The organism is Mesorhizobium sp. B2-3-5 (genome assembly GCF_006442395.1).
In the GTDB taxonomy this organism is placed as follows: domain Bacteria; phylum Pseudomonadota; class Alphaproteobacteria; order Rhizobiales; family Rhizobiaceae; genus Mesorhizobium.
The window spans coordinates 83,395-105,831 of sequence record NZ_VFVX01000004.1 but is presented as its reverse complement, the minus strand read 5'-3'; the positions used below and the strand labels follow the sequence as shown (position 1 = coordinate 105,831).

The 22,437-nt window shown below is 63.7% G+C and carries 22 protein-coding genes; 15 read left to right on the top strand and 7 right to left on the bottom strand.

Annotation, left to right across the window (positions count from 1 at the left end):
• Window positions 1–8 precede the first annotated feature (8 nt).
• Window positions 9–470 carry an Lrp/AsnC ligand binding domain-containing protein gene (locus tag FJ958_RS06930; RefSeq protein ID WP_140740973.1) on the top strand — a complete coding sequence of 154 codons (462 nt, stop codon included), beginning with the start codon at window positions 9–11 and terminating at the stop codon, window positions 468–470.
• Between the two features lie 64 nt (window positions 471–534).
• Here the strand turns inward: FJ958_RS06930 and FJ958_RS06925 are convergent, their stop codons facing one another.
• Together FJ958_RS06925 and FJ958_RS06920 are read right to left on the bottom strand one after the other, a co-directional pair.
• The gene (locus FJ958_RS06925) at window positions 535–1,734 is read right to left on the bottom strand and encodes a cytochrome-c peroxidase (protein ID WP_140740971.1); all 1,200 of its coding nucleotides are present in this window, start codon (window positions 1,732–1,734) and stop codon (window positions 535–537) included.
• A 7-nt stretch (window positions 1,735–1,741) separates the two neighbouring features.
• Window positions 1,742–2,191, bottom strand: a complete 450-nt coding sequence (locus FJ958_RS06920) for a FixH family protein (RefSeq protein WP_140741274.1) — start codon at window positions 2,189–2,191, stop codon at window positions 1,742–1,744.
• Between the two features lie 151 nt (window positions 2,192–2,342).
• On the opposite strand from FJ958_RS06920, the gene FJ958_RS06915 reads away from it, so the two are divergent.
• The gene (locus FJ958_RS06915) at window positions 2,343–3,263 is read left to right on the top strand and encodes a sugar kinase (protein ID WP_140741272.1); all 921 of its coding nucleotides are present in this window, start codon (window positions 2,343–2,345) and stop codon (window positions 3,261–3,263) included.
• Window positions 3,264–3,286: 23 nt separating this feature from the next.
• Here the strand turns inward: FJ958_RS06915 and FJ958_RS06910 are convergent, their stop codons facing one another.
• From FJ958_RS06910 to FJ958_RS06900, 3 genes are all read right to left on the bottom strand, one after another.
• Complete coding sequence (locus tag FJ958_RS06910) at window positions 3,287–4,309, bottom strand: aldose epimerase family protein (RefSeq protein ID WP_140740969.1); 1,023 nt, start codon at window positions 4,307–4,309, stop codon at window positions 3,287–3,289.
• Between the two features lie 91 nt (window positions 4,310–4,400).
• Complete coding sequence (locus FJ958_RS06905; protein ID WP_140740967.1) at window positions 4,401–5,858, bottom strand: NAD-dependent succinate-semialdehyde dehydrogenase; 1,458 nt, start codon at window positions 5,856–5,858, stop codon at window positions 4,401–4,403.
• Between the two features lie 203 nt (window positions 5,859–6,061).
• Entirely contained in the window at window positions 6,062–7,012 is a 951-nt protein-coding gene (locus tag FJ958_RS06900) for an AEC family transporter (RefSeq protein ID WP_140740965.1), read from the bottom strand.
• 175 nt (window positions 7,013–7,187) lie between these two features.
• On the opposite strand from FJ958_RS06900, the gene FJ958_RS06895 reads away from it, so the two are divergent.
• The 6 genes from FJ958_RS06895 (at window position 7,188) to FJ958_RS06870 (ending at window position 12,873) form a co-directional block, all read left to right on the top strand.
• Window positions 7,188–7,736, top strand: coding sequence for a histidine phosphatase family protein (locus FJ958_RS06895; protein ID WP_140740964.1), 549 nt, complete (start codon window positions 7,188–7,190; stop codon window positions 7,734–7,736).
• 224 nt (window positions 7,737–7,960) lie between these two features.
• The gene (locus FJ958_RS06890; RefSeq protein ID WP_010909964.1) at window positions 7,961–8,242 is read left to right on the top strand and encodes an acyl carrier protein; all 282 of its coding nucleotides are present in this window, start codon (window positions 7,961–7,963) and stop codon (window positions 8,240–8,242) included.
• 56 nt (window positions 8,243–8,298) lie between these two features.
• The gene (locus FJ958_RS06885) at window positions 8,299–9,489 is read left to right on the top strand and encodes a beta-ketoacyl-ACP synthase (protein ID WP_140740962.1); all 1,191 of its coding nucleotides are present in this window, start codon (window positions 8,299–8,301) and stop codon (window positions 9,487–9,489) included.
• A gap of 51 nt (window positions 9,490–9,540) precedes the next feature.
• On the top strand, window positions 9,541–10,812 hold the full coding sequence (locus FJ958_RS06880) for a beta-ketoacyl-ACP synthase (protein WP_140740960.1): 1,272 nt from the start codon (window positions 9,541–9,543) through the stop codon (window positions 10,810–10,812).
• Window positions 10,813–10,848: 36 nt separating this feature from the next.
• Window positions 10,849–11,877: a zinc-binding dehydrogenase gene (locus FJ958_RS06875; RefSeq protein ID WP_140740958.1), complete on the top strand. Its 1,029-nt coding sequence runs from the start codon at window positions 10,849–10,851 to the stop codon at window positions 11,875–11,877.
• A gap of 12 nt (window positions 11,878–11,889) precedes the next feature.
• The gene (locus FJ958_RS06870; RefSeq protein WP_181176311.1) at window positions 11,890–12,873 is read left to right on the top strand and encodes a lipid A biosynthesis lauroyl acyltransferase; all 984 of its coding nucleotides are present in this window, start codon (window positions 11,890–11,892) and stop codon (window positions 12,871–12,873) included.
• 59 nt (window positions 12,874–12,932) lie between these two features.
• Here the strand turns inward: FJ958_RS06870 and FJ958_RS06865 are convergent, their stop codons facing one another.
• Window positions 12,933–13,361, bottom strand: a complete 429-nt coding sequence (locus tag FJ958_RS06865) for a L,D-transpeptidase (protein ID WP_140740954.1) — start codon at window positions 13,359–13,361, stop codon at window positions 12,933–12,935.
• A 215-nt stretch (window positions 13,362–13,576) separates the two neighbouring features.
• Here FJ958_RS06865 and FJ958_RS06860 point away from each other — a divergent pair, with 215 nt between their 5' ends.
• From FJ958_RS06860 to FJ958_RS06840, 5 genes are all read left to right on the top strand, one after another.
• Window positions 13,577–14,854: an acetylornithine deacetylase/succinyl-diaminopimelate desuccinylase family protein gene (locus FJ958_RS06860; protein WP_140740953.1), complete on the top strand. Its 1,278-nt coding sequence runs from the start codon at window positions 13,577–13,579 to the stop codon at window positions 14,852–14,854.
• 124 nt (window positions 14,855–14,978) lie between these two features.
• Window positions 14,979–16,457 (top strand): ABC transporter substrate-binding protein, encoded by a 1,479-nt coding sequence (locus tag FJ958_RS06855; protein WP_140740951.1) that lies wholly within the window; start codon window positions 14,979–14,981, stop codon window positions 16,455–16,457.
• A 261-nt stretch (window positions 16,458–16,718) separates the two neighbouring features.
• Complete coding sequence (locus tag FJ958_RS06850) at window positions 16,719–17,666, top strand: ABC transporter permease (RefSeq protein WP_140740949.1); 948 nt, start codon at window positions 16,719–16,721, stop codon at window positions 17,664–17,666.
• Window positions 17,663–18,532: an ABC transporter permease gene (locus FJ958_RS06845; RefSeq protein ID WP_140740947.1), complete on the top strand. Its 870-nt coding sequence runs from the start codon at window positions 17,663–17,665 to the stop codon at window positions 18,530–18,532. The genes FJ958_RS06850 and FJ958_RS06845 overlap by 4 nt, the downstream gene beginning before the upstream one ends.
• Window positions 18,529–20,151, top strand: coding sequence for a dipeptide ABC transporter ATP-binding protein (locus FJ958_RS06840; RefSeq protein WP_140740945.1), 1,623 nt, complete (start codon window positions 18,529–18,531; stop codon window positions 20,149–20,151). Before FJ958_RS06845 ends, FJ958_RS06840 begins: the two co-directional genes overlap by 4 nt.
• A gap of 59 nt (window positions 20,152–20,210) precedes the next feature.
• Here the strand turns inward: FJ958_RS06840 and FJ958_RS06835 are convergent, their stop codons facing one another.
• The gene (locus tag FJ958_RS06835; protein ID WP_140740943.1) at window positions 20,211–20,642 is read right to left on the bottom strand and encodes a TerB family tellurite resistance protein; all 432 of its coding nucleotides are present in this window, start codon (window positions 20,640–20,642) and stop codon (window positions 20,211–20,213) included.
• A gap of 115 nt (window positions 20,643–20,757) precedes the next feature.
• Here FJ958_RS06835 and FJ958_RS06830 point away from each other — a divergent pair, with 115 nt between their 5' ends.
• On the top strand, window positions 20,758–21,543 hold the full coding sequence (locus tag FJ958_RS06830; RefSeq protein ID WP_140740941.1) for a TSUP family transporter: 786 nt from the start codon (window positions 20,758–20,760) through the stop codon (window positions 21,541–21,543).
• Between the two features lie 52 nt (window positions 21,544–21,595).
• Window positions 21,596–22,426, top strand: a complete 831-nt coding sequence (locus tag FJ958_RS06825) for an AraC family transcriptional regulator (protein WP_140740940.1) — start codon at window positions 21,596–21,598, stop codon at window positions 22,424–22,426.
• The last annotated feature ends 11 nt before the right edge of the window (window positions 22,427–22,437 follow it).

The following is a 22,437-nucleotide window of genomic DNA, read 5'->3' as shown; positions in this document are numbered from 1 at the left end:
AACGGACTATGCTTTTGACGACAGAAGACCAATTGGACCGGATCGACAGGAACATCCTGTCGGCGCTGGCGAGCAACGGCCGGCTTTCCATGTCCGAACTGGCGGCAAAGGTCGGTCTTTCCAAGACACCCGTGCAGGCGCGGGTGAAGCGGCTGGAAAAGGACGGCTATATCAGGGGCTACCAGGCGATCATCGACCGGGAGCGCATGGGCGAAGGCCATGTCGCCTTCGTCCAGGTGAAATTGTCGGACACCCGCTCCGCCGCGCTGGACGCTTTCAACCGCGCCGTCCAGGGCGTGCCGGAGATCGAGCAGTGCCACATGATGGCGTCGAGCTTCGACTATCTGCTGAAGGTTCGCACCAGGGACATTGCCGCCTATCGCCGCGTGCTCGGTGAACGCATCTCGGCCCTGCCCCATGTCGCGCAGACCTCGACCTTCGTGGCAATGGAGACGGTGAAGGACCGATGACCATGATCCCGAAAAGTGGACGCCGGTTTTCGGACGAGATCATGGTCAAACAAGAAAACAGAGCCTATTCCGAAAGCGTCTTCAGGAATGCCACCAGCGCCGCGCGCTCGCGACCAGAAAGCTGCAGCGGATGGATTTCGGATACGCCTTCGACGCTCGGTGCAGCCTTGGCGTAGTGCGCAACCACCTCATCGAGTGACGAAAACTGACCGGCGTGCATATAGGGCGGGCGTGTTGCCGCGCCGCGCAGCGACGGTGTCTTATAGGCGCGCATCAGTTCCGGCGCGTCCTTGACCATGAAGCGCAACTCGCCGCAGGCGCTGACGTCGCCATCCCGATACGCGCCGAAGCAGTTGAACGGGTCAGCCTCCGCCTGCGCCACCGCGTCGATGCGCCCGCGGTCCGGCGGCAGGCCCGCAACGGGCGGCACGCCCGTGTTGTGAAAGCCGTTATCGGTGAAGCGCGGGCCGTTGTGACAGGTCACGCAATTGGCCTTGCCGATGAATAGTTTCAGCCCAAGGATCTCCTCCCTGGAAAAGGCCGCGTCGTCTTTCGGCTCGGCGCCGGTGACGAGGTCCAGCGCGAAGCGGTCGAAGCGCGCCTGTGCCGGTTCGATCGAGCGTTCGAAGGCCGCGATCGCCTTGCCTATGTTGGCATAGACGCGGTTGACGGCGTCGCGCTGCGCGTCGCTCATCGCGTTCCAGGCAGCCTTCTCGGCATCAGTTCCAAGCGGGCTGGCATTGAGCGGAATGCCGGAGAAATCGGGCAGCGGCCCGAAGATGCGCTCATAACGTTCGCCGAAGCGCGCCTTGATGTAGTGCGCATAGGCGGCGCGGTTTCCCGCCTGCTCCAGGGGATTTTCCAGCGGCGTCAACGCTTGCGCCCACAGGCTGTCGCGACGGCCGTCCCAGAAGAACCAAGGGTCGCGCGCCACGCCGGCCAGCGGCATTGTGCGGCGGTTGGTGCGGCCGACGCCCACCGCCTGCGGCAGGTCGTCCTGGAACTGCCGGTCGATCTTGTGGCAGGTCGAGCAGGACACCGCGCCGTCGCGGCTCATCCCGACATCGAAGAACAGCGTCGAGCCAAGTGCGGCGGCGGCCGGCACGTCGGCAAAACGGTTGGTGGTGTCGGGCTTCAGAAGCGGCAGCGTGTTCAACGCCAGAGAGGCGATGGTCTTCTTCTCGGCGTCGGAGAAATCCGGTTTGCCGCAACCGGCGAGGATGGCCGCCACCGTTAACGCCAAGAAGCAGAGAAGGCGCTTCATCGGTCGCTCACAGCACCACGTTGAACAGCACCGTGTCGGATCCGGCGGTGGCCGAGATGGCGAAGTGCAGCTGCCACCAGCCGCTCATCGTGAATTTCACACCCTCGATGCGATAGCGCCCGTCGCCGAGATAGTCGGTCGCCTGCGGGCTGGTCGGAAGGCCGTGATTGTGCTGCGGCATTCCCCCGGAGATCGTGATCGCGGCCCCCTCCACCGGAGCACCGGCCTTTGTCTTCAAGGTCAGCAGCCAGGATTGCAGTTCGCCCTGCCGCACGACGCCCCGCTCCGGCGCGAAGCTGGCCACGAACAGCCCGTTGTCGGTGTTCTTCGTCCGCGAGACGTCCGGGGCGATGGGCCGCGCCGATTGCGGTGCGGTCAGATAGACGACCGCGAGAACGCCGACCAGCAGGGCAGCCAGACCAAGACCTGCCAAGAGATAACGCCATAACGATGCCAAACCGGTTCCTCTTCTGCGGACAACGTTCTGCCGGACGGATCGCATCCCGCCAGCCTGTGGGAAAACGCTGTGGCGGAAAAAAGCCTGCTTGCCAAGCATGGCGCTGTCGCCGGCAAAAAGCTACAGCACCAAGATCACTGGAGGATTGCAGATGGCGGGAAACGGCGTCGCCTCGATCGGCGAATGCATGCTCGAACTGTCGGGGCAGACCGGCCCCAACTGGCGCATGGGTTTCGCCGGCGACACGTTCAACACGCTATGGGCGCTGCATGCGTTGAGTGAGGACCGGCCGGCAACCTATGTCTCGGCCTTCGGCGACGATCCCTTCTCGCAGGGCCAGATCGGCTTCTTCGCCGAAAACGGCATCGGCATCGGCTCCAGCCCGGTGATACCGGGCGCGCGCCCCGGCCTCTATGCGATCACGCTAGCCGGCGCGGAGCGCTCCTTCACCTACTGGCGCGGCGACGCCGCCGCCCGGGAGCTCGCCTCGGACCCCGAGGCACTGTCGAAAAATCTGGAAAATCAGGCGCTTGTCTACTTCAGCGGAATCACTTTGGCAATTCTGGACGAGGCCGCGCGCAAAACGCTGCTGTCGGCCGTAGCAAAGGCACGGGCGGCTGGCTCGCTGATCGCCTTCGATCCCAATTACCGGCCACGCCTGTGGCGCAACCGCCAGGACGCGCAGGCGGCGATCGTCGAAGCGCTTGATGTCACCGACATCGCGCTGCCGACCTTCCCCGACGAGCAGATGCTGTTTGATGATGCGACGCCACGGGCAACCGCCGAACGGCTCGGGCGACAGGTCGGCGAGGTCGTCGTCAAGAATGGCGAGCAGCCGGCGTTGATTGCCGAAAACACAATGTTGCAGAACGTGCCCGCGATCCATGTCGCAGCCCCCACGGACACGACCGGCGCTGGCGATTCTTTCAATGGCGGCTATCTCGCGGCTCGCCTTGCCGGTTATGAACCGCAAGAAGCCGCTCGCCGGGCCCATCGCGTCGCCGCCGCCGTGGTGCAGGTCCGCGGCGCACTGGCACCGTTCGAGACGCTACGGGCGGCGTTCGCCGGCTGAGGTCCGGCCTGATTCTCAGAGACTTAAGGCAGGCGGAAACGGTATTCCGTCACATGATGGTAGATCGCCCCGGGCCACAGCGTCGCCTGCGGGAAATACGGCCGGTTCGGTGCATCAGGCCATATCTGCGGCTCCAGGCAGAAGCCGCAGAAAGGCTTGTAGCCGCGCCCCTCCAGCCCGGTGCGCGGCGTCACGTACTGACCAGTGTAGAGCTGAATACCGGGCTCCGTGGTCCAGACCTCCATCTCGACACCTGAACTCGCCCCTTGCGTCCATGACGCCTGCTTCAGCGGCCCGCGCGTCGAGGCGAGGCAGAAATTCCGGTCGTAGGGAAGCTGCTCGCCCTCGGTTTCCATGCGCAGCGGCCGTGCCTGACGGAAATCATAGGGCGTGCCGTCGACCGGCTTGACCACGCCGGTCGGGATCATGTCGCCATCAACAGGCAGATAGGCACCGGCATTCAGCATCATCCGGTGGTCGAGAATGTCGCTGGCACCACCATCATCCAAGTTGAAATAGGAGTGCTGGGTGAGATTGCACAGCGTCGGCTCCTCGCAGGTCGCCGTCAGTTCGACGCTGAGCGTGCCGGGAATCTTCAGCCGGTAGGTGCAGGTGACGTCGAGCGCGCCGGGAAAACCCATTGCACCATCCGGATCATGCAGTGTCAGCGTGACGAAGTCTCTGCCATGCAGCGCAACCGCCCATGACCGATGCGAATAGCCTTGCGAGCCACCATGCAGCGTATGCTTGCCGAGGAAGTTGCGTTCCGTCTGGTAGCGGTTGCCGCCGATTGTGAAGCGGCCATCGCCGATGCGATTGGCATAGCGGCCGACCACCGCGCCGAAGAAGGCGGCATCGGTCTCATAGGCTTCCAGATTGCCGTAGCCGAGCACCAGCGGTGCATCGTGTCCGGTCAGGCGCAAATCCTGGACGATGGCGCCAAATCCGATGATATTGGCGGTGAGGCCGCCGCCCCTGATCGTGAAGCGGCGCACCGGCTCGCCTGCCTGCGTCGTGCCGAAAACCTCGCCGTCCTTCATCGCCATGCCCGCAAACGCCAGTTGATCCAGAGGAGTTCGGCTGGTCTTCCATGAGGGATGGGAAGGCTATTAGCCTTCCCATCCCGGAAGTGGTCTATCAGAGTCCAAGGCCGCCGATGCAGACATACTTGGTATCGAGGTAATCCTCGATGCCCTGGTGTCCGCCTTCCTTGCCGAGGCCCGATTCCTTGACGCCGCCGAACGGCGCCTCCGGCGTGGTGATGAGACCTTCGTTGACGCCGACCATGCCGTATTTCAGGCCTTCCATGACCCGGAAAGCGCGGCCGAGATCGCCGGTGTAGAAATAGCAGGCAAGACCGAACTCGGTGTCGTTGGCGAGCGCGACCGCCTCTTCCTCGGTCTCGAATTTGAACACCGGTGCGATCGGTCCAAAAATCTCTTCCTTCATGAAGCGCATCTTGGGCGTGGCGTCGGCGATCACCGTCGGCTGGAAGAACGAACCGCCAAGCGCATGGCGCTTGCCGCCGGCAACGACCTTGCCGCCCTTGGAGGTGGCGTCGGCGATGAATTCCTCGACCTTCTCGACCGCCTTCTCGTCGATCAGCGGTCCCTGCTGCACGCCCTCTTCGAGGCCGGAACCGACCTTCAATCCGTTGCTGGCCGTGGCCAGCTTCTCGACGAACTTGTCGTAAATACCCGCCTGGACCAGGAAGCGGTTGGTGCAGACGCAGGTCTGGCCGGAGTTGCGGTACTTGGCAGTGATGGCACCGGTGACGGCACGGTCGATGTCGGCATCGTCGAAGACGATGAACGGCGCGTTGCCGCCAAGCTCCATCGACACCTTCTTGACCGTGGTCGACGACTTCTGGATGAGGATCTTGCCGACCTCTGTCGATCCGGTGAAGGTGATCTTCTTGACCAGCGGATTGGCGCAGATTTCATCGCCGATCTCGCCGGCGGAGCCGGTCAGGATGTTGACGACGCCCTTGGGGAAGCCGACTTCCTCGACGAGCGCGCCCCAGGCGAGACCCGAATATGGCGTCTGCGAGGCTGGCTTGACGACGGCGGTGCAGCCGGCGGCCAGGGCCGGGCCGAGCTTGCGGGCCAGCATCGAGGACGGGAAATTCCACGGCGTGATGGCGGCGATGACGCCGACCGGTTCCTTCGTCACCAGGATGCGGCGGTCCGCCCATGGCGACGGCACGATGTCGCCGTAGGCGCGGCGGCCTTCTTCGGCAAACCACAGGATGTAGGCAGCGGCCGAACCGATCTCGCCCTTCGATTCGAACAGCGACTTGCCCTGCTCGATGGTCAAGAGCTCGGCCAGCACGTCCTGATTGTCCATCATCGCGTCATGCAGCTTGCGCAGCAGCTTGGAACGCTCGAGCGCGGTCGTCTTGCGCCAGGTCTTGAAAGCCTCGTCGGCGGCTTCGATGGCGCGGCGGGTCTCGGCCTTGCCCGACTTCGGCACCGTGCCGATCTTGAGGCCGGTGGCGGGGTTGGTGACGTCGATCGTCTGGCCGCTGTCGGCCGCCACCCATTCGCCGTTGATGAGATTGGCCTGCCGCATGAAATGGCTGGTTTTCTGAAGCATGGTCTATCCTCCGTTCGGCGCGCTGAGGGGCCGGTCTGTGAATTCTGCGTGAAGCGTGCGCCATGATCCGAAAGAGCCGGCACGCCGGAGCCACTGCTCTTTACCTAGGGCAAGCCCCGCAAGCAATCGCAAGATGGCATATAGGGGTTGGGCCAGCCCATAACGAGAGCAATCCTGCTTCGCTCAAGGGCATATCGACATACCTACCCGAAGACATGCAAAACAATCGTCAGCCAGAAGGCCGTGGTAACGGCGGCAAAAGCGGTGGCGATTGTCATCTGGTTCGATGCCAGCGCCTGGCCGGTGTTGAACTGCACGGCGATAAGATAGGAATTGATGCCGGACGGCAGTGCCGCCACCACGACGGCCACCTTGGCCGTCAAGGGCGGCAGGCCGAGCAGCCAGACGAAGCCCAGAACCAGCGCCGGCATCAGGAACAGTTTCAGCGCCGAAAGCGCCAGTGCCGGCCGCACATTGCCCGATATGCCGAAGCGGCGCAGGCTGAGCCCCATGGCAAACAGCGCCACCGGCCCGGCGGTGTTTGCCAAGGCCTCGACCAGCCGCATCACGAGGGCTGGCAGCGGAACGCCGCCGAGCCGCCATGCCAGCCCCAGGAGAATGCCGATGATCAGCGGGTTGATGAACAGCCGTTTCAGGAAACTGTGCAGTATCCGCAGCGGATGCACATGTTCGCCACTGCCGCGGCCGAATATCTCGAACAGCACGATCGACGCCATCATCATGATCGGCAGGTGCACGGAAACCAGCAACGACAGCACTTCGAAGCCGTTCGGGCCGAATATGCCGAGGATGAAGGGAGCGCCGAGCAGCACGATGTTGGAAAAGGCGGACGAGACGCCTCCGACGACGCCGGCGCGGGCATCCCGTCCGAATATCCGCGTGATGACGACATGGCCGGCGGTCCAGGTGATCGCCGCCGCCGTGAAGTAGGCACCCCACAGCGGCCAGGGCGCCACGCCGTGGAAATCCGCCTTCACCATGGTCTGGAAGAGAAGCAGCGGCATCGCCACCGAAACCGCGAAATCGGATATGCCTTCGCCACTTGACGGTCTGAGATAGCCTGTGAACCCGGCGAGATAGCCGAGCGCGACCAGGCTGAAGACGAAGAGGACGGTTTCTGTGAGCGGAGACATTTTTCAGGGATAGGCGAGCCATGCCCGGGGCGCAATCGCGGCAATATCCACAGTAGCCGCCCCAGCGATGACCACCGGAATATCTGAAAGTCGGCGAACTCTTCTGGAAACGCAACGTATGGTTTGTCATCCTGCGAATCGTCGGAGGCCGATGCCGGGCTCCTGGAAGGTGACGATGATCCGATTGGCCTTGGCGTTGTTCCTGCTTGTTGTGCCTGTGGCGGCCCACGCAACGGATGCCGGGTGGGCGCTGCTGCGTGACGGCGGACATGTGGTTCTGCTGCGCCACGCCATGGTCACCGGCACCAGTGACCCCGCCAATTTCGACATCGACAACTGCGGCACCCAGGTCAACCTGTCGGCGCGCGGCAAGCAGCAGGCGAGCAGGATAGGCGCCCTGTTCGCCGCCCGCGCGGCGCCCGTCGAGCGCGTGCTCTCCAGCCGCTACTGCCGCTGCCTCGACACAGCGCGCATCGCCTTCGAGGCCGAGCCGAAGCTGTTCGCGCCGCTCGACCTCTTGAAGGGCGACGATGCGCAGAAGGCCGCGCAGATCGCCGGCATCCTGAAGGAAATCCGCGCCTATTCCGGCTCCGACAATCTGGTCATGGTTACCCACCTGGAAAACATCGTCGCGCTCACCGGCATCTCGCCGCGCGAGGGCGAGGCCGTGGTGGTCGAGCCGCAGGGCGACGGTCTGCGCGTGCTCGGCCGCGTCACTTTCTGAGGACCGGCCCGAGGACCGGCAAGACGGCGGCGGTTTGCCATCACCGGCAGCTGCCGGAACGTCAACCGGCGGAACTGCCGCTTGACCGGCGGGCCTTCTTGCCTTTCTTGGGCATGCTTCCCATCCGTGCCCGGCTCATCAGGCCTTTTCCTGCCGGGAAAAACCGATTAGACAGCGCCCAAACAAGCTGCGGACAGATTCCGCCCGCAAAGAAGGAAAAGCCCTTGTCCACCACGTTCGACAAAGTCGCCAAGATCATTGCCGACACCAGCGAGATCGATATCGACACCATCACGCCCGAAAGCCACACGATCGACGATCTCGGTATCGACAGCCTCGACTTCCTCGACATCGTCTTCGCCATCGACAAGGAATTCGGCATCAAGGTGCCGCTGGAAAAGTGGACCCAGGAAGTCAATGACGGCAAGGCTTCCACCGACGATTACTTCGTCATGAAGAACCTGTGCGCCAAGATCGACGCGCTGGTTGCCGCCAAGACCGCCTGACGTCAGTTGAGCGCGCGACCTTGACGCGCTCCGCCGCCTGACCCACAAAGCCGCTCATGAGCAGCCCCCGCGACGTCGTCATCACTGGAATCGGCCTTGTCTCCTCATTGGGAGAAGGCCCGGAAGCCCATTGGCAGAAGCTCGCGCAACCAGGCCTGCAGCCGATGCTCGAAGCGGCGCGCTTTGCGCCCTACACCATCCATCCGCTGCCGGAGATCGACTGGAACCTCCAGATCGCCAAGCGCGGCGACCAGCGGCAGATGGAAACCTGGCAGCGGCTCGGCACCTATGCCGCCGGGCTTGCGCTCGACGATGCCGGCATCAAGGGCAATGATGACCTCTGCGCCACCATGGACATGGTTGTCGCCGCTGGCGGCGGCGAGCGCGACGAGGCGGTCGATGCCGCCATTCTTGCCGCCTCGGAAAGCCGCAATGACCGCGACGTGCTGCTCAATGAGAAGCTGACTACCGAATTGCGGCCTACCCTGTTCCTGGCCCAGCTTTCCAACCTGCTCGCAGGCAACATCTCCATCGTCCACAAGGTGACCGGCTCGTCCAGAACCTTCATGGGCGAGGAAGGCGCCGGCGTCGCCGCCGTCGAGACGGCCGCCGCGCGCATCCGCTCCGGCCAGTCGACACACATCCTGGTCGGCGGTGCTTTCCAGACCGAGCATTCCGACATGTTGCTCGGCTACGAATTGGCCGGCTACCTGCATCGCGGCCCGTGGAAGCCTGTCTGGCGAAGGCAAGGGGCCGATGGCGGCGGCGTGGTGTCTGGCTCCGGCGGTGCCTTCCTGGTGCTGGAGCAGCGCGAACACGCGATGAGCCGGGGGCGCAAGATCTATGCCGAGCTGGGACCGGTCGTTTCCGGCCGCGCCAGGCGGTCGCGCGGAGAGCTCGCCGCCGAGATCAACGCACTGCTCGCCCAGGCGGCGCTGCCGAACGGCGAGTTGCTCGCCATGTCGGGGGCGTCCGGCGCGCATGCGGCAACCACCGCCGAGAAAGCCGCGCTCGATGCCAATCCGGCAATCGCCGCGCGCGGCTTCTCAACGCTGACCGGGCACATGAAGGAAGCGCAGTTTCCGTTCGCCGTCGCGCTGGCCGCATTGGCCGTCGACCGCAAGGCCGCCTACCCCGTCTTTGATGCCGCCACCGAGAAGCCGTTTCAAGGCATTCCCGGAACCGTCCTTGCAACGGCGATCGGCTATCACCAATTCGAGGGCATGGCGCTGGTCAACGCTGCGTAAGGCGGCATTCTTTCGGCGATGCTGTAATGATAAAAGGTTGAGGGCTTCTGCATGGCCAATCTCAGAGATCACATGGGCAGGCCGATCGTCGCCGTCACCGGCATCGGCGTGGTGACCTCCCTTGGCGTCGGCAAGGCCGATAATTGGGCTGCGCTGACGTCGGGCAAGTCGGGTATCCACCCGATCACCCGCTTTCCGATCGACCACCTCAACACTCGAATCTCCGGCATGGTCGATTTCCTGCCGTCGAGTTCGAAGGGCGCCAGCCCCCTCACCTACGAATTGGCCGAGACCGCCGCGCAGGAAGCCGTGGGCGAAGCTGGCCTGAATTCCGGCGATTTCGGCGGGCCGCTGTTCCTCGCCTCGCCGCCGGTCGAGCTCGACTGGCACGAACGCTTCTCGCTCTACAATTCCGACAAGGACGACGCCGGCGCCGAAAGGCTGCTGCGGGTGGCGCGCGGCCTGAAGGAACTCGACATTTTCGAGACCACCCAGTTCGGCTCGATCGCCGACCGGCTCGCCGACCGGTTCGGCACGCGCGGGCTGCCGATCACGCTGTCGACCGCTTGCGCCTCCGGCGCCACCGCCATCCAGCTCGGGGTCGAGGCGATCCGCCGCGGCGAATGCGACCGGGCGCTGTCGATCGGCGCCGACGGTTCGGCGACCGCCGAGGCGTTGATCCGCTTTTCGCTACTGTCGGCGCTGTCGACCCACAACGACATTCCGGAAAAAGCCTCCAAGCCGTTTTCCAAGGACCGCGACGGCTTCGTGCTGGCCGAGGGCTCCGGAGCGCTCGTGCTGGAATCGCTTGAAGCAGCGCTCGCCCGCGGAGCCGCCGTTCTCGGCATCCTGCGCGGCTGCGGCGAAAAGGCGGACGATTTCCACCGCACCCGCTCGAAGCCGGACGGCTCGCCGGCGATCGCGGCGGTCCGCGCCGCCCTCGCCGACGCCGGCCTGGGCGAAGACGAGATCGACTACGTCAACGCCCACGGCACCTCGACGCCGGAAAACGATAAGATGGAGCATCTGTCGTTGTCGACCGTGTTTGGCGAGCGGATCGGCTCGATGCCGATCTCGTCGAACAAGTCGATGATCGGCCACACGCTGTCGGCCGCCGGTGCGGTCGAGGCGGCGTTCTCGCTGATGACGATGCGCGAAGGCGTCATTCCGCCGACCATCAATTACGACAATCCCGACCCCGCGATCGTGCTCGACGTGGTACCGAACAAGAAGCGCAATGCCGAGGTTCGCAGCGTTCTGTCGAACTCCTTCGGCTTCGGCGGCCAGAACACTTGCCTTGTCATGGCGCGGGAACCGGTCTAAGCGACCTTTTTCAGTCCCACTGAACCGACAGGCCCAATGCGCGCATTGCAACTTATCGAGGACCGCCGTCTTGAAACGGTGGACCTGCCGCCTCCCCCGCCCCCCGCACTCGGAGAAGTCACGCTGCGCATCAAGGCGGTGGCGCTGAACCATATCGACGTCTGGGGCTGGCGCGGCATGGCCTTCGCCAAGCGCAAATTGCCGCTGGTCGTCGGCGCGGAAGCCTCGGGCGAGGTCGAGGCGGTCGGCCCCGGCGTCTCCAGCCTGCTGCCCGGACAATTGGTGTCGATCTACGGCGCCCGCACCTGCGGCCTTTGCCGTGCGTGCCGCGAAGGCCGCGACAATCTGTGCGAACATGTTTCCGGTGTCCACGGCTTCCACCTCGACGGCTTCGCGCAGGAGAAGATCAACCTGCCGGCACGCCTGTTGGTCCCAGCGCCGCCTGGCGTGAGCGACATCGGCGCCGCGGTGGCTCCCGTCACCTTTGGCACGGTCGAGCACATGCTGTTCGACAATGCGAAACTTCAGCCCGGCGAGACCATCCTCATCCATGCCGGCGGCTCCGGCATCGGCTCCGCCGCGATCCAGCTGGCCAAACGCATGGGCTGCACGATCATCACCACGGTCGGGTCGAACGACAAGATCGAAAAGGCCAAGGCGCTTGGCGCCGACCATGTCATCAACTACCGCGACGACCGTTTCGAAGGCGTCGTGCGCAAGCTGACGAAGAAGAAGGGCATCGACGTGGTGTTCGAACATGTCGGCGCCGATACCTTTGCCGGCTCGATGCTGTGCCTGAAGCGCGGCGGCCGCCTGGTCACCTGCGGCTCGACGTCCGGCGTGTCGACGCAGATCAACCTGATGCAGCTGTTCCAGCAGCAGCTGAAACTTCTGGGATCGTTCGGCTGCCGCATGGAGAACATGGCCAACGCCATGCAGAAGATGGCGACCGGACAGGTCGCGCCGGTCATCGATACCGAGGTCGGCTTCGACGATATCGATGCGGCGCTGAAGCGCATGGAAGGCCGCGACGTCTTCGGCAAGATCATCCTGCGCGTCGCCTAGGTCCTGATCTCCGTGCTCAAGAAGCTTCGCCGCGACCTGAAGTTCCGCTATGGCCGGCAGCTGCGCCAGGTGAATTACTGGCTGGTTGCACGCGCCGCGATGATCATCATGTCGATGCTGCGCCTGCTGCCGGTCGACAGCGCGCTGAATTTCGCCGACCGCGTCGCACGCCTCATTGGTCCAAGGGTTGGGCGTCACCAGGTCGCCATCGACAATTTGCGCAAGGCCTATCCGGAAAAGAGCGAGGGCGAAATCCAGGCCATCGCTTCCGATATGTGGGGCAACATGGCCCGGCTTGCCGCCGAATACATTTTCCTTGACGCCCTGTTCGACTATGATCCGGCCGCCAGCAAGCCCGGCCGCATCGAGGTCAGGGGCATTGAGCACTTCATCGAGATCGCGGCCGAAAAGCAGCCGCATATCGTCTTCACCGGCCATCTCGGCAATTTCGAGCTGCTGCCGGTGGCCGCAGCCACCTTCGGCATGAACATCACGGCGCTGTTTCGCCCGCCCAACAACCCCTACCTCGCCGACTATATCCTTTCGACGCGCCGCTCGACCATGGGATCGCTGCTGCCGTCGATGGCCGGTGCCTCGTTTGCCTTGGCCGGGGTGCTGGAAAACGGCGGCAACATTGGCGTTCTCGTCGACCAGAAATTCTCCAATGGCCTGGAGACGACCTTCTTCGGCCGTCCCTGTCAGAGCAATCGCGTGCTCGGCACCCTTGCCCGCCACTACGATTGCGATGTCTATCCGGCGCGCTGCGTCAGGCTGCCCGGCAACCGCTTCCGGCTCGAAATCGAGGACAAGCTGGTCTTGCCGCGCACGGCTGACGGCAGCGTCGACGTCCACGCCACCACCCAGATGCTGAACGACGTGGTCGAGCGCTGGGTGCGCGAGGACCCCGGCCAGTGGATGTGGTTCCACAAACGGTGGGAGATCAGCAACTGGCGGCGCAAACGGCGGCCCAAGCCGGCTCCCGTCTCAACCGCTTGAGCCTGCCGCCGGCGAGAACGCAGGTTCTACGCCGGACGACGAAGCCGATTTGGACGACATTAGTTGCTGACGACAATGCGTGTGTTGCCGAGGCCCACTTCCCGCACCATCGCATAGAAGGTCGCGGCATTGGCCGTGTGCAGCCGCACGCAGCCATGCGAAGCCGGACGGCCGAGTTGCCTGACGGCGCCCGTTCCATGGATGGCGTAGCCACCGCGGAAGAACACGGAATAAGGCATCGGCGACATGTCGTATTTTCGCGAATACCACATCCGCGCGGTCCGCTGCGGCCGGTAAGTGCCGCGCGGCGTGAAATAGCCCGGACGGGCGGTGGATACGGCCCACCGGTAAACCGCCGAGCCATACCGGACGGTCATTGTCTGCGACGACACGTCGATATTCGCCACCAGCATGGCCGCCTGACTTGCGATCGATGTACCAAACAGCGCGGTTGCCAGCATCGCTGCCACAAGAAAGAACTTTTTCATGCGATCAAACCCCTTTGATTGCCCCTTGCCTGCCCGCCATCACGTTGTTTTCACTTTTTTAATGGCGGTGAACAGATAGCACGTACTCCTTGACCAATTCGCCAATCCAAAGCAGCGAATTTGAACGATTTCCCGCAATAGTTGCCGCAACGCCACGCCGCACGGCTTGATCGAGGGGCTTGCAAAACCACGGGGATCGCTGCTCAACTCACGGCATGAACGAGCGACTCCTCAAGGCAATCGACATCAGGCGCGACGAGATGGTGGCGCTGACCGGCGACCTGATCCGTTTTCCGACCATCAATCCACCGGGCGAAGCCTACCGGCCTTGCGCCGAATATATCGGCGCGCGGCTGAAGAAGCGCGGCTTCGAAACCGAGTTCATCCGCGCCGAAGGCACGCCTGGCGACACCGATCGCTACCCGCGCGTCAATGTCGTGGCCCGTTTCGACGGAAGATCACCCGGCGCCTGCGTCCACTTCAATTCGCATATCGACGTGGTCGAGGCCGGCGATGGCTGGACCGTCGATCCCTTTGCCGGCATCGTCAGGGACGGCAAGGTCTACGGCCGCGGCGCCTGCGACATGAAGGGCGGCCTGGCCGCCTCCATCATCGCCGTCGAAGCCTTCATGGAAGTCTTCCCCGATTTTCCCGGCGCCATCGAAATATCGGGCACGGTCGACGAGGAGTCCGGCGGTTTCGGCGGCGTCGCCCATCTGGCCAGGCTCGGTTATTTCTCGAAACCCAGGGTCGACCACGTCATCATCCCCGAGCCGTTGAACAAGGATCGCATCTGCCTTGGCCATCGCGGCGTCTGGTGGGCGGAGATCGAGACCAAGGGTGAGATCGCCCACGGCTCGATGCCCTTCCTCGGCGACAATGCGGTACGCCATATGGGCGCCGTGCTGCGGGCCTTCGAGGACGAACTGTTCCCGGCACTCGACCGCAAGATGACGCGCATGCCCGTGGTGCCCGAAGGCGCCAGGCGCTCGACCATGAACATCAATTCCATCCATGGCGGCCAGACCGAGGACTTCCGGCCCGGCCTGCCCTCGCCCAACGTGCCCGATTCTTGCCGGCTGACCATCGACCGCCGCTTCCTGATCGAGGAGGATCTCGCCACGGTCAAGGGCGAAGTGACAGATATTCTCGACCGGCTGAAGCGCGAACGCAAAAAGTTCGATTACGAGATCCGCGACCTGATGGAAGTGTTGCCGCTGATGACCGAGCGCGACGCGCCGGTGGTCAAGGCGGTGGCGCAAGGCATTCATGCGATCTTCGACCGCGAGCCCGATTACGTCATCTCGCCCGGCACCTACGACCAGAAGCACGTTGCGCGGATCGGCCACATCCACGACTGCATCGCCTATGGGCCGGGCATTCTCGACCTGGCACACCGGCCGGACGAGTGGGTCGGCATATCGGACATGGTGGAATCGGCCAAGGTAATGGCGATCGGCCTCAACGTGCTGCTGCGCGGCACGGCTGCATGACCAGCCCGCGGCGCAAAAACATTTCACTTCGCGTGACGCGACAGCACGAAACGCAATTTACTCCCGCGCGAAATCACGCTTCTATCCGCCGGCTTGAGCATCTGAGCACATGGGGAGTTCAGCGATGAAACTGTGGAAGACCCTTCTGGCCACTGCCGTGCTGGCGTTCGCAACCGCCACGTCGGCGTTTGCCGCCCGGACCGATCTGGTCATCGGCATTCCGCTTGAGCCCCCGCATCTCGATCCCACGGCAGGAGCGGCCGCGGCCATCAGGGAGGTCACATACGCCAACGTCTTCGAGGGCCTTACCCGCATCGGCCCGAACAGCGAAGTTCTGCCGGATCTGGCCGAGAGCTGGACCGTTTCAGACGACGGCAAGGTCTATATTTTCAAGCTGCATACCGGCGTGAAATTCCACGACGGCACCGATTTCAGTGCCGATGACGTGAAGTTTTCGCTCGACCGTGCCCGCGCGGAAAACTCCATCAACGCGCAGAAGCAGCTCTTTGCAGCCATCGACAAGGTCGAAGTGGTCGATCCCGCCACCGTGAAGGTCACGCTCGCCCACCCGCAGGGCTCGTTCCTCTACAATATGGGCTGGGGCGACGCGGTGATCGTTTCGCCGAAATCCGCCGACACCAACAAGGAAAAGCCGATCGGCACCGGCCCCTTCAAGTTCGAGAGCTGGGCCAAGGGTTCATCGATCACCCTGGTGAAATCGGACCATTACTGGGGCGCCCCTGTTTTCCTCGAAAAGGCCGAATTCCGCATCGTTCCCGATGCCGCCGCCGCGGTGCCGGCGTTGCTTTCCGGCGACATACAGGCTTTCCCCTTCTTCGATCCCGACAGCGTTTCTCAGGTCAAGGATGATCCGCGCTTCAAAATCGTGGTCGGCGCGACCGAAGGCGAGACCATCCTGTCGATCAACAACAAGAAGCCACCCTTCGACAAGCTGCAGGTGAGGCAGGCGATCTCCTACGCGCTTGACCGCAAGGCGATCATCGACGGCGCCTCGGCCGGGCTCGGCCTGCCGATCGGCTCGCATATGTCGCCGGCCAACAAATATTATGTCGACCTCACCGGTCTCTATCCGCACAATGTCAACAAGGCCAAGGAACTCTTGAAGGAGGCCGGGCTGGAGAACGGCTTCAAGGCCACATTGAAACTGCCGCCACCCTCCTATGCGCGGCTCGGCGGCGAGATCATCGCTTCGGAACTTCGCGAGGTCGGTATCAATCTCGAGATCATTCCGGTCGAATGGGCGCAGTGGCTGGATCAGGTATTCACCAAGAAAGACTACGACCTGACCATCGTCTCCCATACCGAGCCGAACGACATCGGTATCTATTCGCGCAAGGACTACTACTTCAATTACGACAACCCGACCTTCAACAAGATCATCGCCGATCTGGATCTGACCTCGGACGAGGCCAAGCGCAAGGAACTGTATGCCGAAGCGCAAAAGATCCTTGCCGACGATGCCGTAGTCGGCTTCCTCTACGAACTGCCCAAGGTCGGGGTCTGGGACGCCAAGCTGCAAGGGTGGTGGGAAAACGCGCCGATCCCTGCGAACGACCTGACAAAGGTGAAGTGGAGCGAGTGAGGCTCTCACAACGGTTCGTCATCCTAAGGCGGAGCAGATAGCGCAGCGAACTGCGTAGACCCTAGGATCCATTCCGTGACTTATGAGCGATGCTGCGACGCAGAACCTGGGGGAACGTGAGTTGGAGACAGAAAGAGGCAACGCTGGTTTTGGACCGCCGCGCTCTTCGACTTCTGTCACGGCATGGATCCTGGGGTCTTCGCGACGTCGCTTCGCTCCTGCTTCGCCCCAGGATGACGAAGTTGCGGTTCCCCACCTCCCATGACCGCCTACCTTCTCAAGCGCCTCGCAATAGCCATCGCCACGCTGGTGCTGGCTTCCATCGTGGTGTTCGCCGTGCTGGAAGTCCTCCCCGGCGATCCGGCGCGGCTGATGCTGGGCATGAACGCCAGCGCCGACCAGGTGGAGCTGTTGCGCAACCAGATGGGTCTCGACGCACCGCTTGCCTGGCGTTACCTGCACTGGGCCAGCGGTCTGCTCAGCCTCGATTTCGGCCGCTCCTACACCTATTCGGTGCCGGTTATCGATCTCGTGCGTGAACGGCTTGCCGTATCACTGCCGCTGGCGCTGATCGCGCTGGCGCTCTCCACCATCATCGCCATTCCGATCGGGCTGTTTTCCGCCAGCCGGCGTGGACGGGTCGGCGACATGGTGGCGATGGGCGCGGCGCAGCTTGGCGTGGCCGTGCCCAATTTCTGGTTCGCACTGATGCTGATCTATGTCTTCGCCGTCTGGCTGCACCTGGTCCCGGCCGGCGGTTTTCCAGGCTGGGCCGCCGGCGCCTGGCCGGCGCTGAAATCGCTGCTGTTACCGGCGGTGGCGCTTGCTTTGCCGCAGGCCGCCATCCTGGCGCGTGTCACCCGCTCGGCGCTGATCGAGGTGCTGAACGAGGACTATATCCGCACCGCCCGCGCCAAGGGCCTGCCCTACCGCGCCGTGTTGTGGCGGCACGCGCTGCGTAACGCCATGATCCCGGTGCTGACCATCCTTGGCCTGCAATTCGCCTTCCTGCTCGCCGGCACCATCATCATCGAGAATGTTTTCTACCTGCCCGGCCTCGGCCGGCTGGTGTTCCAGGCGATCACCCAGCGCGACCTGATCGTCGTCGAAAGCGTGGTCATGTTGCTGGTCGCCGCCGTCATTGCGGTCAACCTCGTCGTCGACCTTTCCTATGCGGTGGTCGATCCCCGCCTGAGGACCCGGCAATGACGCTGCACATCGAAATCCCCGAGGATACTTTCAGCGGCATCCTGGCCAAGGCATTCAGGAACACCGCTTTCATTACCGGTTTCATCATCACCGCGCTGATCCTGGCGATGGCCATCGTCTCCTATGTCTGGACGCCGTACGATGTGACGAAGCTGGTCATAGCGGACAAGACCCAAGGCTCCTCGCTGGCGCACTGGTTCGGCACCGACCATTTCGGCCGCGACATCCTGTCGATGATCATGGTCGGGGCGCGCAATTCGATTGCCGTGGCGCTGGTCGCGGTCGGCATCGGCATGGGTGTCGGCGTGCCGCTCGGCGCCTTTGCCGCGGCCCGCGGCGGCCTCGTCGACGAAGCGCTGATGCGCGTCAACGATCTCGTCTTCGCCTTCCCCGCGCTGCTGTCGGCCATCATGATCACCGCCATCTTCGGGCCGGGCGCCATCAACGCCATCATTGCCATCGGCATCTTCAACATTCCGGTGTTTGCCCGCGTCGCCCGCGCTGGCGCACTGGCGATCTGGCCGCGCGAATTCATCCTTGCCGCGCGCGCCGCCGGCAAGAGCAGCACGCAGATCACTGTCGAACATGTCCTGCCAAACATCGCCACGCTGCTCCTGGTGCAAGGCACTATCCAGTTCGCGCTGGGCATCCTGGCCGAAGCTGGGCTTTCCTATCTCGGCCTCGGCGCGCAGCCGCCAATGCCGAGTTGGGGCCGCATGCTGTTCGATGCGCAGACGCGCATGGTGGTGGCGCCATGGATGGCGATCTTTCCCGGCATGGCGATCGTCATCACCGTGCTTGGCCTGAATTTTCTGGGCGACGGCATCGCCGACATCCTCGACCCCAAATCGCGGCGGCAGCGATGAGCCTGCTTGAGATCGACAATCTGTCGCTGACCATCGGCGATACGCAAATCCTGAAGGACATGGAGCTTTCCGTCTCGCCTGGCGAGGTCATGGGACTGGTCGGCGAATCCGGCTCCGGCAAATCGATGACAGCGCTGACCGTGATGCGGCTTCTGCCGCACGCCGCACGCGCCAGCGGGCGCGTCACATTCGACGGCGTCGATGTCCTTGCGGCGACCGAGGACCAGATGTGCGCGCTGCGCGGTGACGACATCGGCATGGTCTTTCAGGAGCCGATGACTGCCCTCAATCCGGTCAAGACCATCGGCGAACAGGTGGCCGAAGGCATACGCTGGCACACCAAAGCGACGCGCGCCGAGGCCGAGGAGCGGGCGCGAAAGATGCTGGACCGTGTCGGCCTTCCCTCGGCGAAATTCCCGCTGTCGCGCTATCCGCACGAACTCTCCGGCGGCCAGCGCCAGCGCGTTGTCATCGCCATCGCCTGCGCGCTGAAACCGAAGCTGCTGATCGCCGACGAGCCGACGACGGCGCTCGATGTCGTGCTGCAGGCGCAGATCCTCGATCTCCTGCGCGACCTCGTCGCGGAGAGCCGCATGGGTCTGCTGCTGATCTCGCACGACCTCGCCGTGGTGACCGAGATGGCGGATCGCATCACCATCCTTCGCCGCGGCGAGGTGATGGAGGCCGGCGACACCGCGCGCACGCTGTCGGAACAGCTTCATTCCTATACGCGCCAGTTGGCGCAAGCCTCGATGCATGTACCGGCACGCGCCAGGCCACGCAGCGCCGGGCCGGGCCAACCCTTGCTTCAGGTTGAAGCCGTGACCCGCGACTATCCCGGCCGGCGCACTTCGCTGTTCCGGCGCGCGCCTGATATCCGTGCCGTCGACGATGTCTCCCTGTCGATGGCGCCCGGCCAGTCGGTGGCGCTGGTCGGCCGCTCCGGCTGCGGCAAGTCGACACTCGCGCGCATGATCCTGGCGCTGGACCGGCCGAGTTCGGGCACGATCCGGTTTCGCGGCGACACCATCACCGGCAAGAGCGAAGCCGAGCTGAAACCGGCAAGGCGCGACATGCAGGTTGTCTTCCAGGATCCCTATGGTTCCTTCGACCCGCGCCAGAAGGTCGAAAGACTCGTCGCCGAACCCTTGCATGTGCTGGACAGGAAACCGACGCGCGCCGAGCGCCGTGAAATGGTGGCCCATGCGCTGCACGAGGTCGGCCTTGGCCAGCAGGACATTGACAAGTATCCGCACGAGTTTTCCGGCGGCCAGCGCCAGCGCCTGTCGATCGCCCGCGCCATCATCACTCGCCCCAAGCTGGTCGTCGCCGACGAACCGGTCTCCGCGCTCGATGTGTCGATCCGTGCCCAGATCCTGGATCTGTTCGCCGAGCTCAACCAGAAGCTTGGCATCGCCTACCTCTTCATCACCCATGATCTGACCGTCGCTCGCGCCATCACCGACGAGGTGCTGGTCATGCATGAGGGCAAGATCATCGAGCGCGGCAAGACGAGCGAGGTTCTGGATCGTCCGCAGTCCGAGGCCGCCAAGTCACTGGTTGCGGCGGCTCCGGATTTGCATCGGGCAATCGCCAGGAGAATGCAGGAACAGGGGTGAGCGGACCGCGGCGAAGCAGCGGGGACCCGGCCGAACAGCGTTCAAGCTTGGCTCTGGCCTTACTCTTCCGGCTTCACCACATCGACCGGGCTGATGTCGAGCAGGTCGAGCGTGCGGCGCAGCAGGCGCACCTCGGTCTCGGCCAGTTGCGAATCCGCCTTGGCGATCTCGGCCATGTGGCGGGCCAATTGCTTGCGGCGTTCGATGTCGAGATCGCGAAACAGCGCGATCGCCTGCGAGCCGTTGGTCTCGTAGCCGAACTCATTGAGATATTCGATGACGGCGTCGATGCTGGTCTCAGGAATGCCGAAGGCTTCCTTGCAGATGCGCCGGAAAGCAACCATCTCGCTCTCGCTGACCGTGCCGTCGGCCAGGATCATGCGAAACAACATCAGGAGTTCCGCCGAAAGTACCGGATCGTCCGCGACCTTGCGCACGCCAGGATCGCCGTCGAAGATCGAACGTATCTGGTTCAGCAATGCGAAGGCCATGGGGCGTCTCTTTCCGATTCTCTCCACTAGAGTTAGCGCGGAATCGGCCTTGCGCAAACGGGGTGGTCGTGGTCGAAGGCCTGATATCTCAGCGAAGTGACGCTTCCTCATCTCAATGATCGACCTCAGCCTGCAGACCGTCGCCATACTCGCTTTCGCCGCTTTTGCCGCGGGCTTTGTCGATTCGATTGCCGGCGGCGGCGGGCTGATCACCATTCCGGCGCTGCTGCTTGCCGGCTTCTCACCGGTCGAGGCGCTCGGAACCAACAAGCTGCAAGGCATGTTCGGCTCAGGGTCGGCGACGATCCACTATGCCTCCAAGGGCCATGTCGACCTGCGCCGGCAATTGCCATCGGCCCTGCTGGCGCTTGCCGGGAGTGCCGTCGGCGCCTTGCTGGCCACGATCGTTCCCGGCGATCTGTTGCGCGCCCTGCTGCCCCTGGTGCTGATCGCCATTGCGCTCTACTTCGCGCTCAAACCCAACATGAACGACGTCGACCGGGCCGAGCGCCTGTCGCCCTTCCTGTTCGGACTGACCCTTGTGCCGGCAATCGGCTTTTATGACGGCCTGTTCGGGCCGGGCGCCGGTTCCTTCTATATGCTGGCCTTTGTCGCCCTTGCCGGCTACGGCGTGCTCAAGGCGACGGCGCATACCAAGCTGCTCAACTTCGCCTCCAACATCGGCGGCTTCATCGTCTTCGCCGCCGTCGGCGTCATCTCCTGGAAGATCGGCCTGATGATGGGCGTTGCCCAGTTCCTGGGCGCCCGCCTCGGCGCCAGCCTCGCCATGCGCATCGGCGCCAGATTGATCAAGCCGCTGCTGGTGATCGTGTGTGTGGCACTGGCGGCGAAACTGCTGGCCGACCCGGCCAACCCGCTGCGTGTCATGATCGGCGTTTGATAGACAGCCACTGTTCGAATAATATTGGATTGGCCGAGCGGAAGGATGGCCAATGCCGATCGAGATGCAGCGCCGAACGGAACAGGACCGCTCCATATCTGGACGCTTCGAGATGCGCCGACGTCTTCCCGATCCCGCGCTTGAGGGCGTTGTCACCGACATTTGCGGCTACCGCGAAACCGCTGCCGGCCATTTTTGCAATGTCGAATACGCCTCGCTGACCGTGCCGCTGGTCATCAGCTTCGCAGAGCCCTTCGCCATCGGCCTTGGCAAGGCGCCTGACGACAATGACCGGTTCGCCAGCTTCGCCGCCGGCCTCTTCGCCGGACCTGTGATGATCGAATCCTTCGGCGCCGCCTGCTGCGTCCAGATCAATTTCACGCCGCTTGGCGCGCGCCGCTTCTTTCGCCTGCCGATGAGCGAGCTGACCGACAGCATGGTCGTGCTCGACGACGTGCTGGGCACCGAGGGCATGGCGCTGCGCGAGCGCATAGGCAACGCGCCGGACTGGACGGCGCGTTTCGATATCGCGGAAGCCTTCGTCACCGCCCGTCTTGCGAGCGCCACCGAAACGCCGCCGGAGATCGCATGGGCCTATGACCGCATCGTCACATCGGGCGGACGGACACGGATTGCGTCGCTCGCCGAAGGACTCGGCTGGAGCCGCAAACATCTGGCTGGCAGCTTTTCCAACGCCATCGGCATCGGCCCCAAGACGCTGTCGCGCATCGTGCGCTTCAACCGCGCGCTCGGCCTGTCGAAACAGGAGGCCAGCGGCTGGGCCGATATTGCCGCCGATTGCGGCTATGCCGACCAGGCGCATCTGGTGCGCGAATTCCGTGACCTTGCCGGCGAGACGCCGACGGCACTTTCGGCCAGGTAACATTTCTTCAA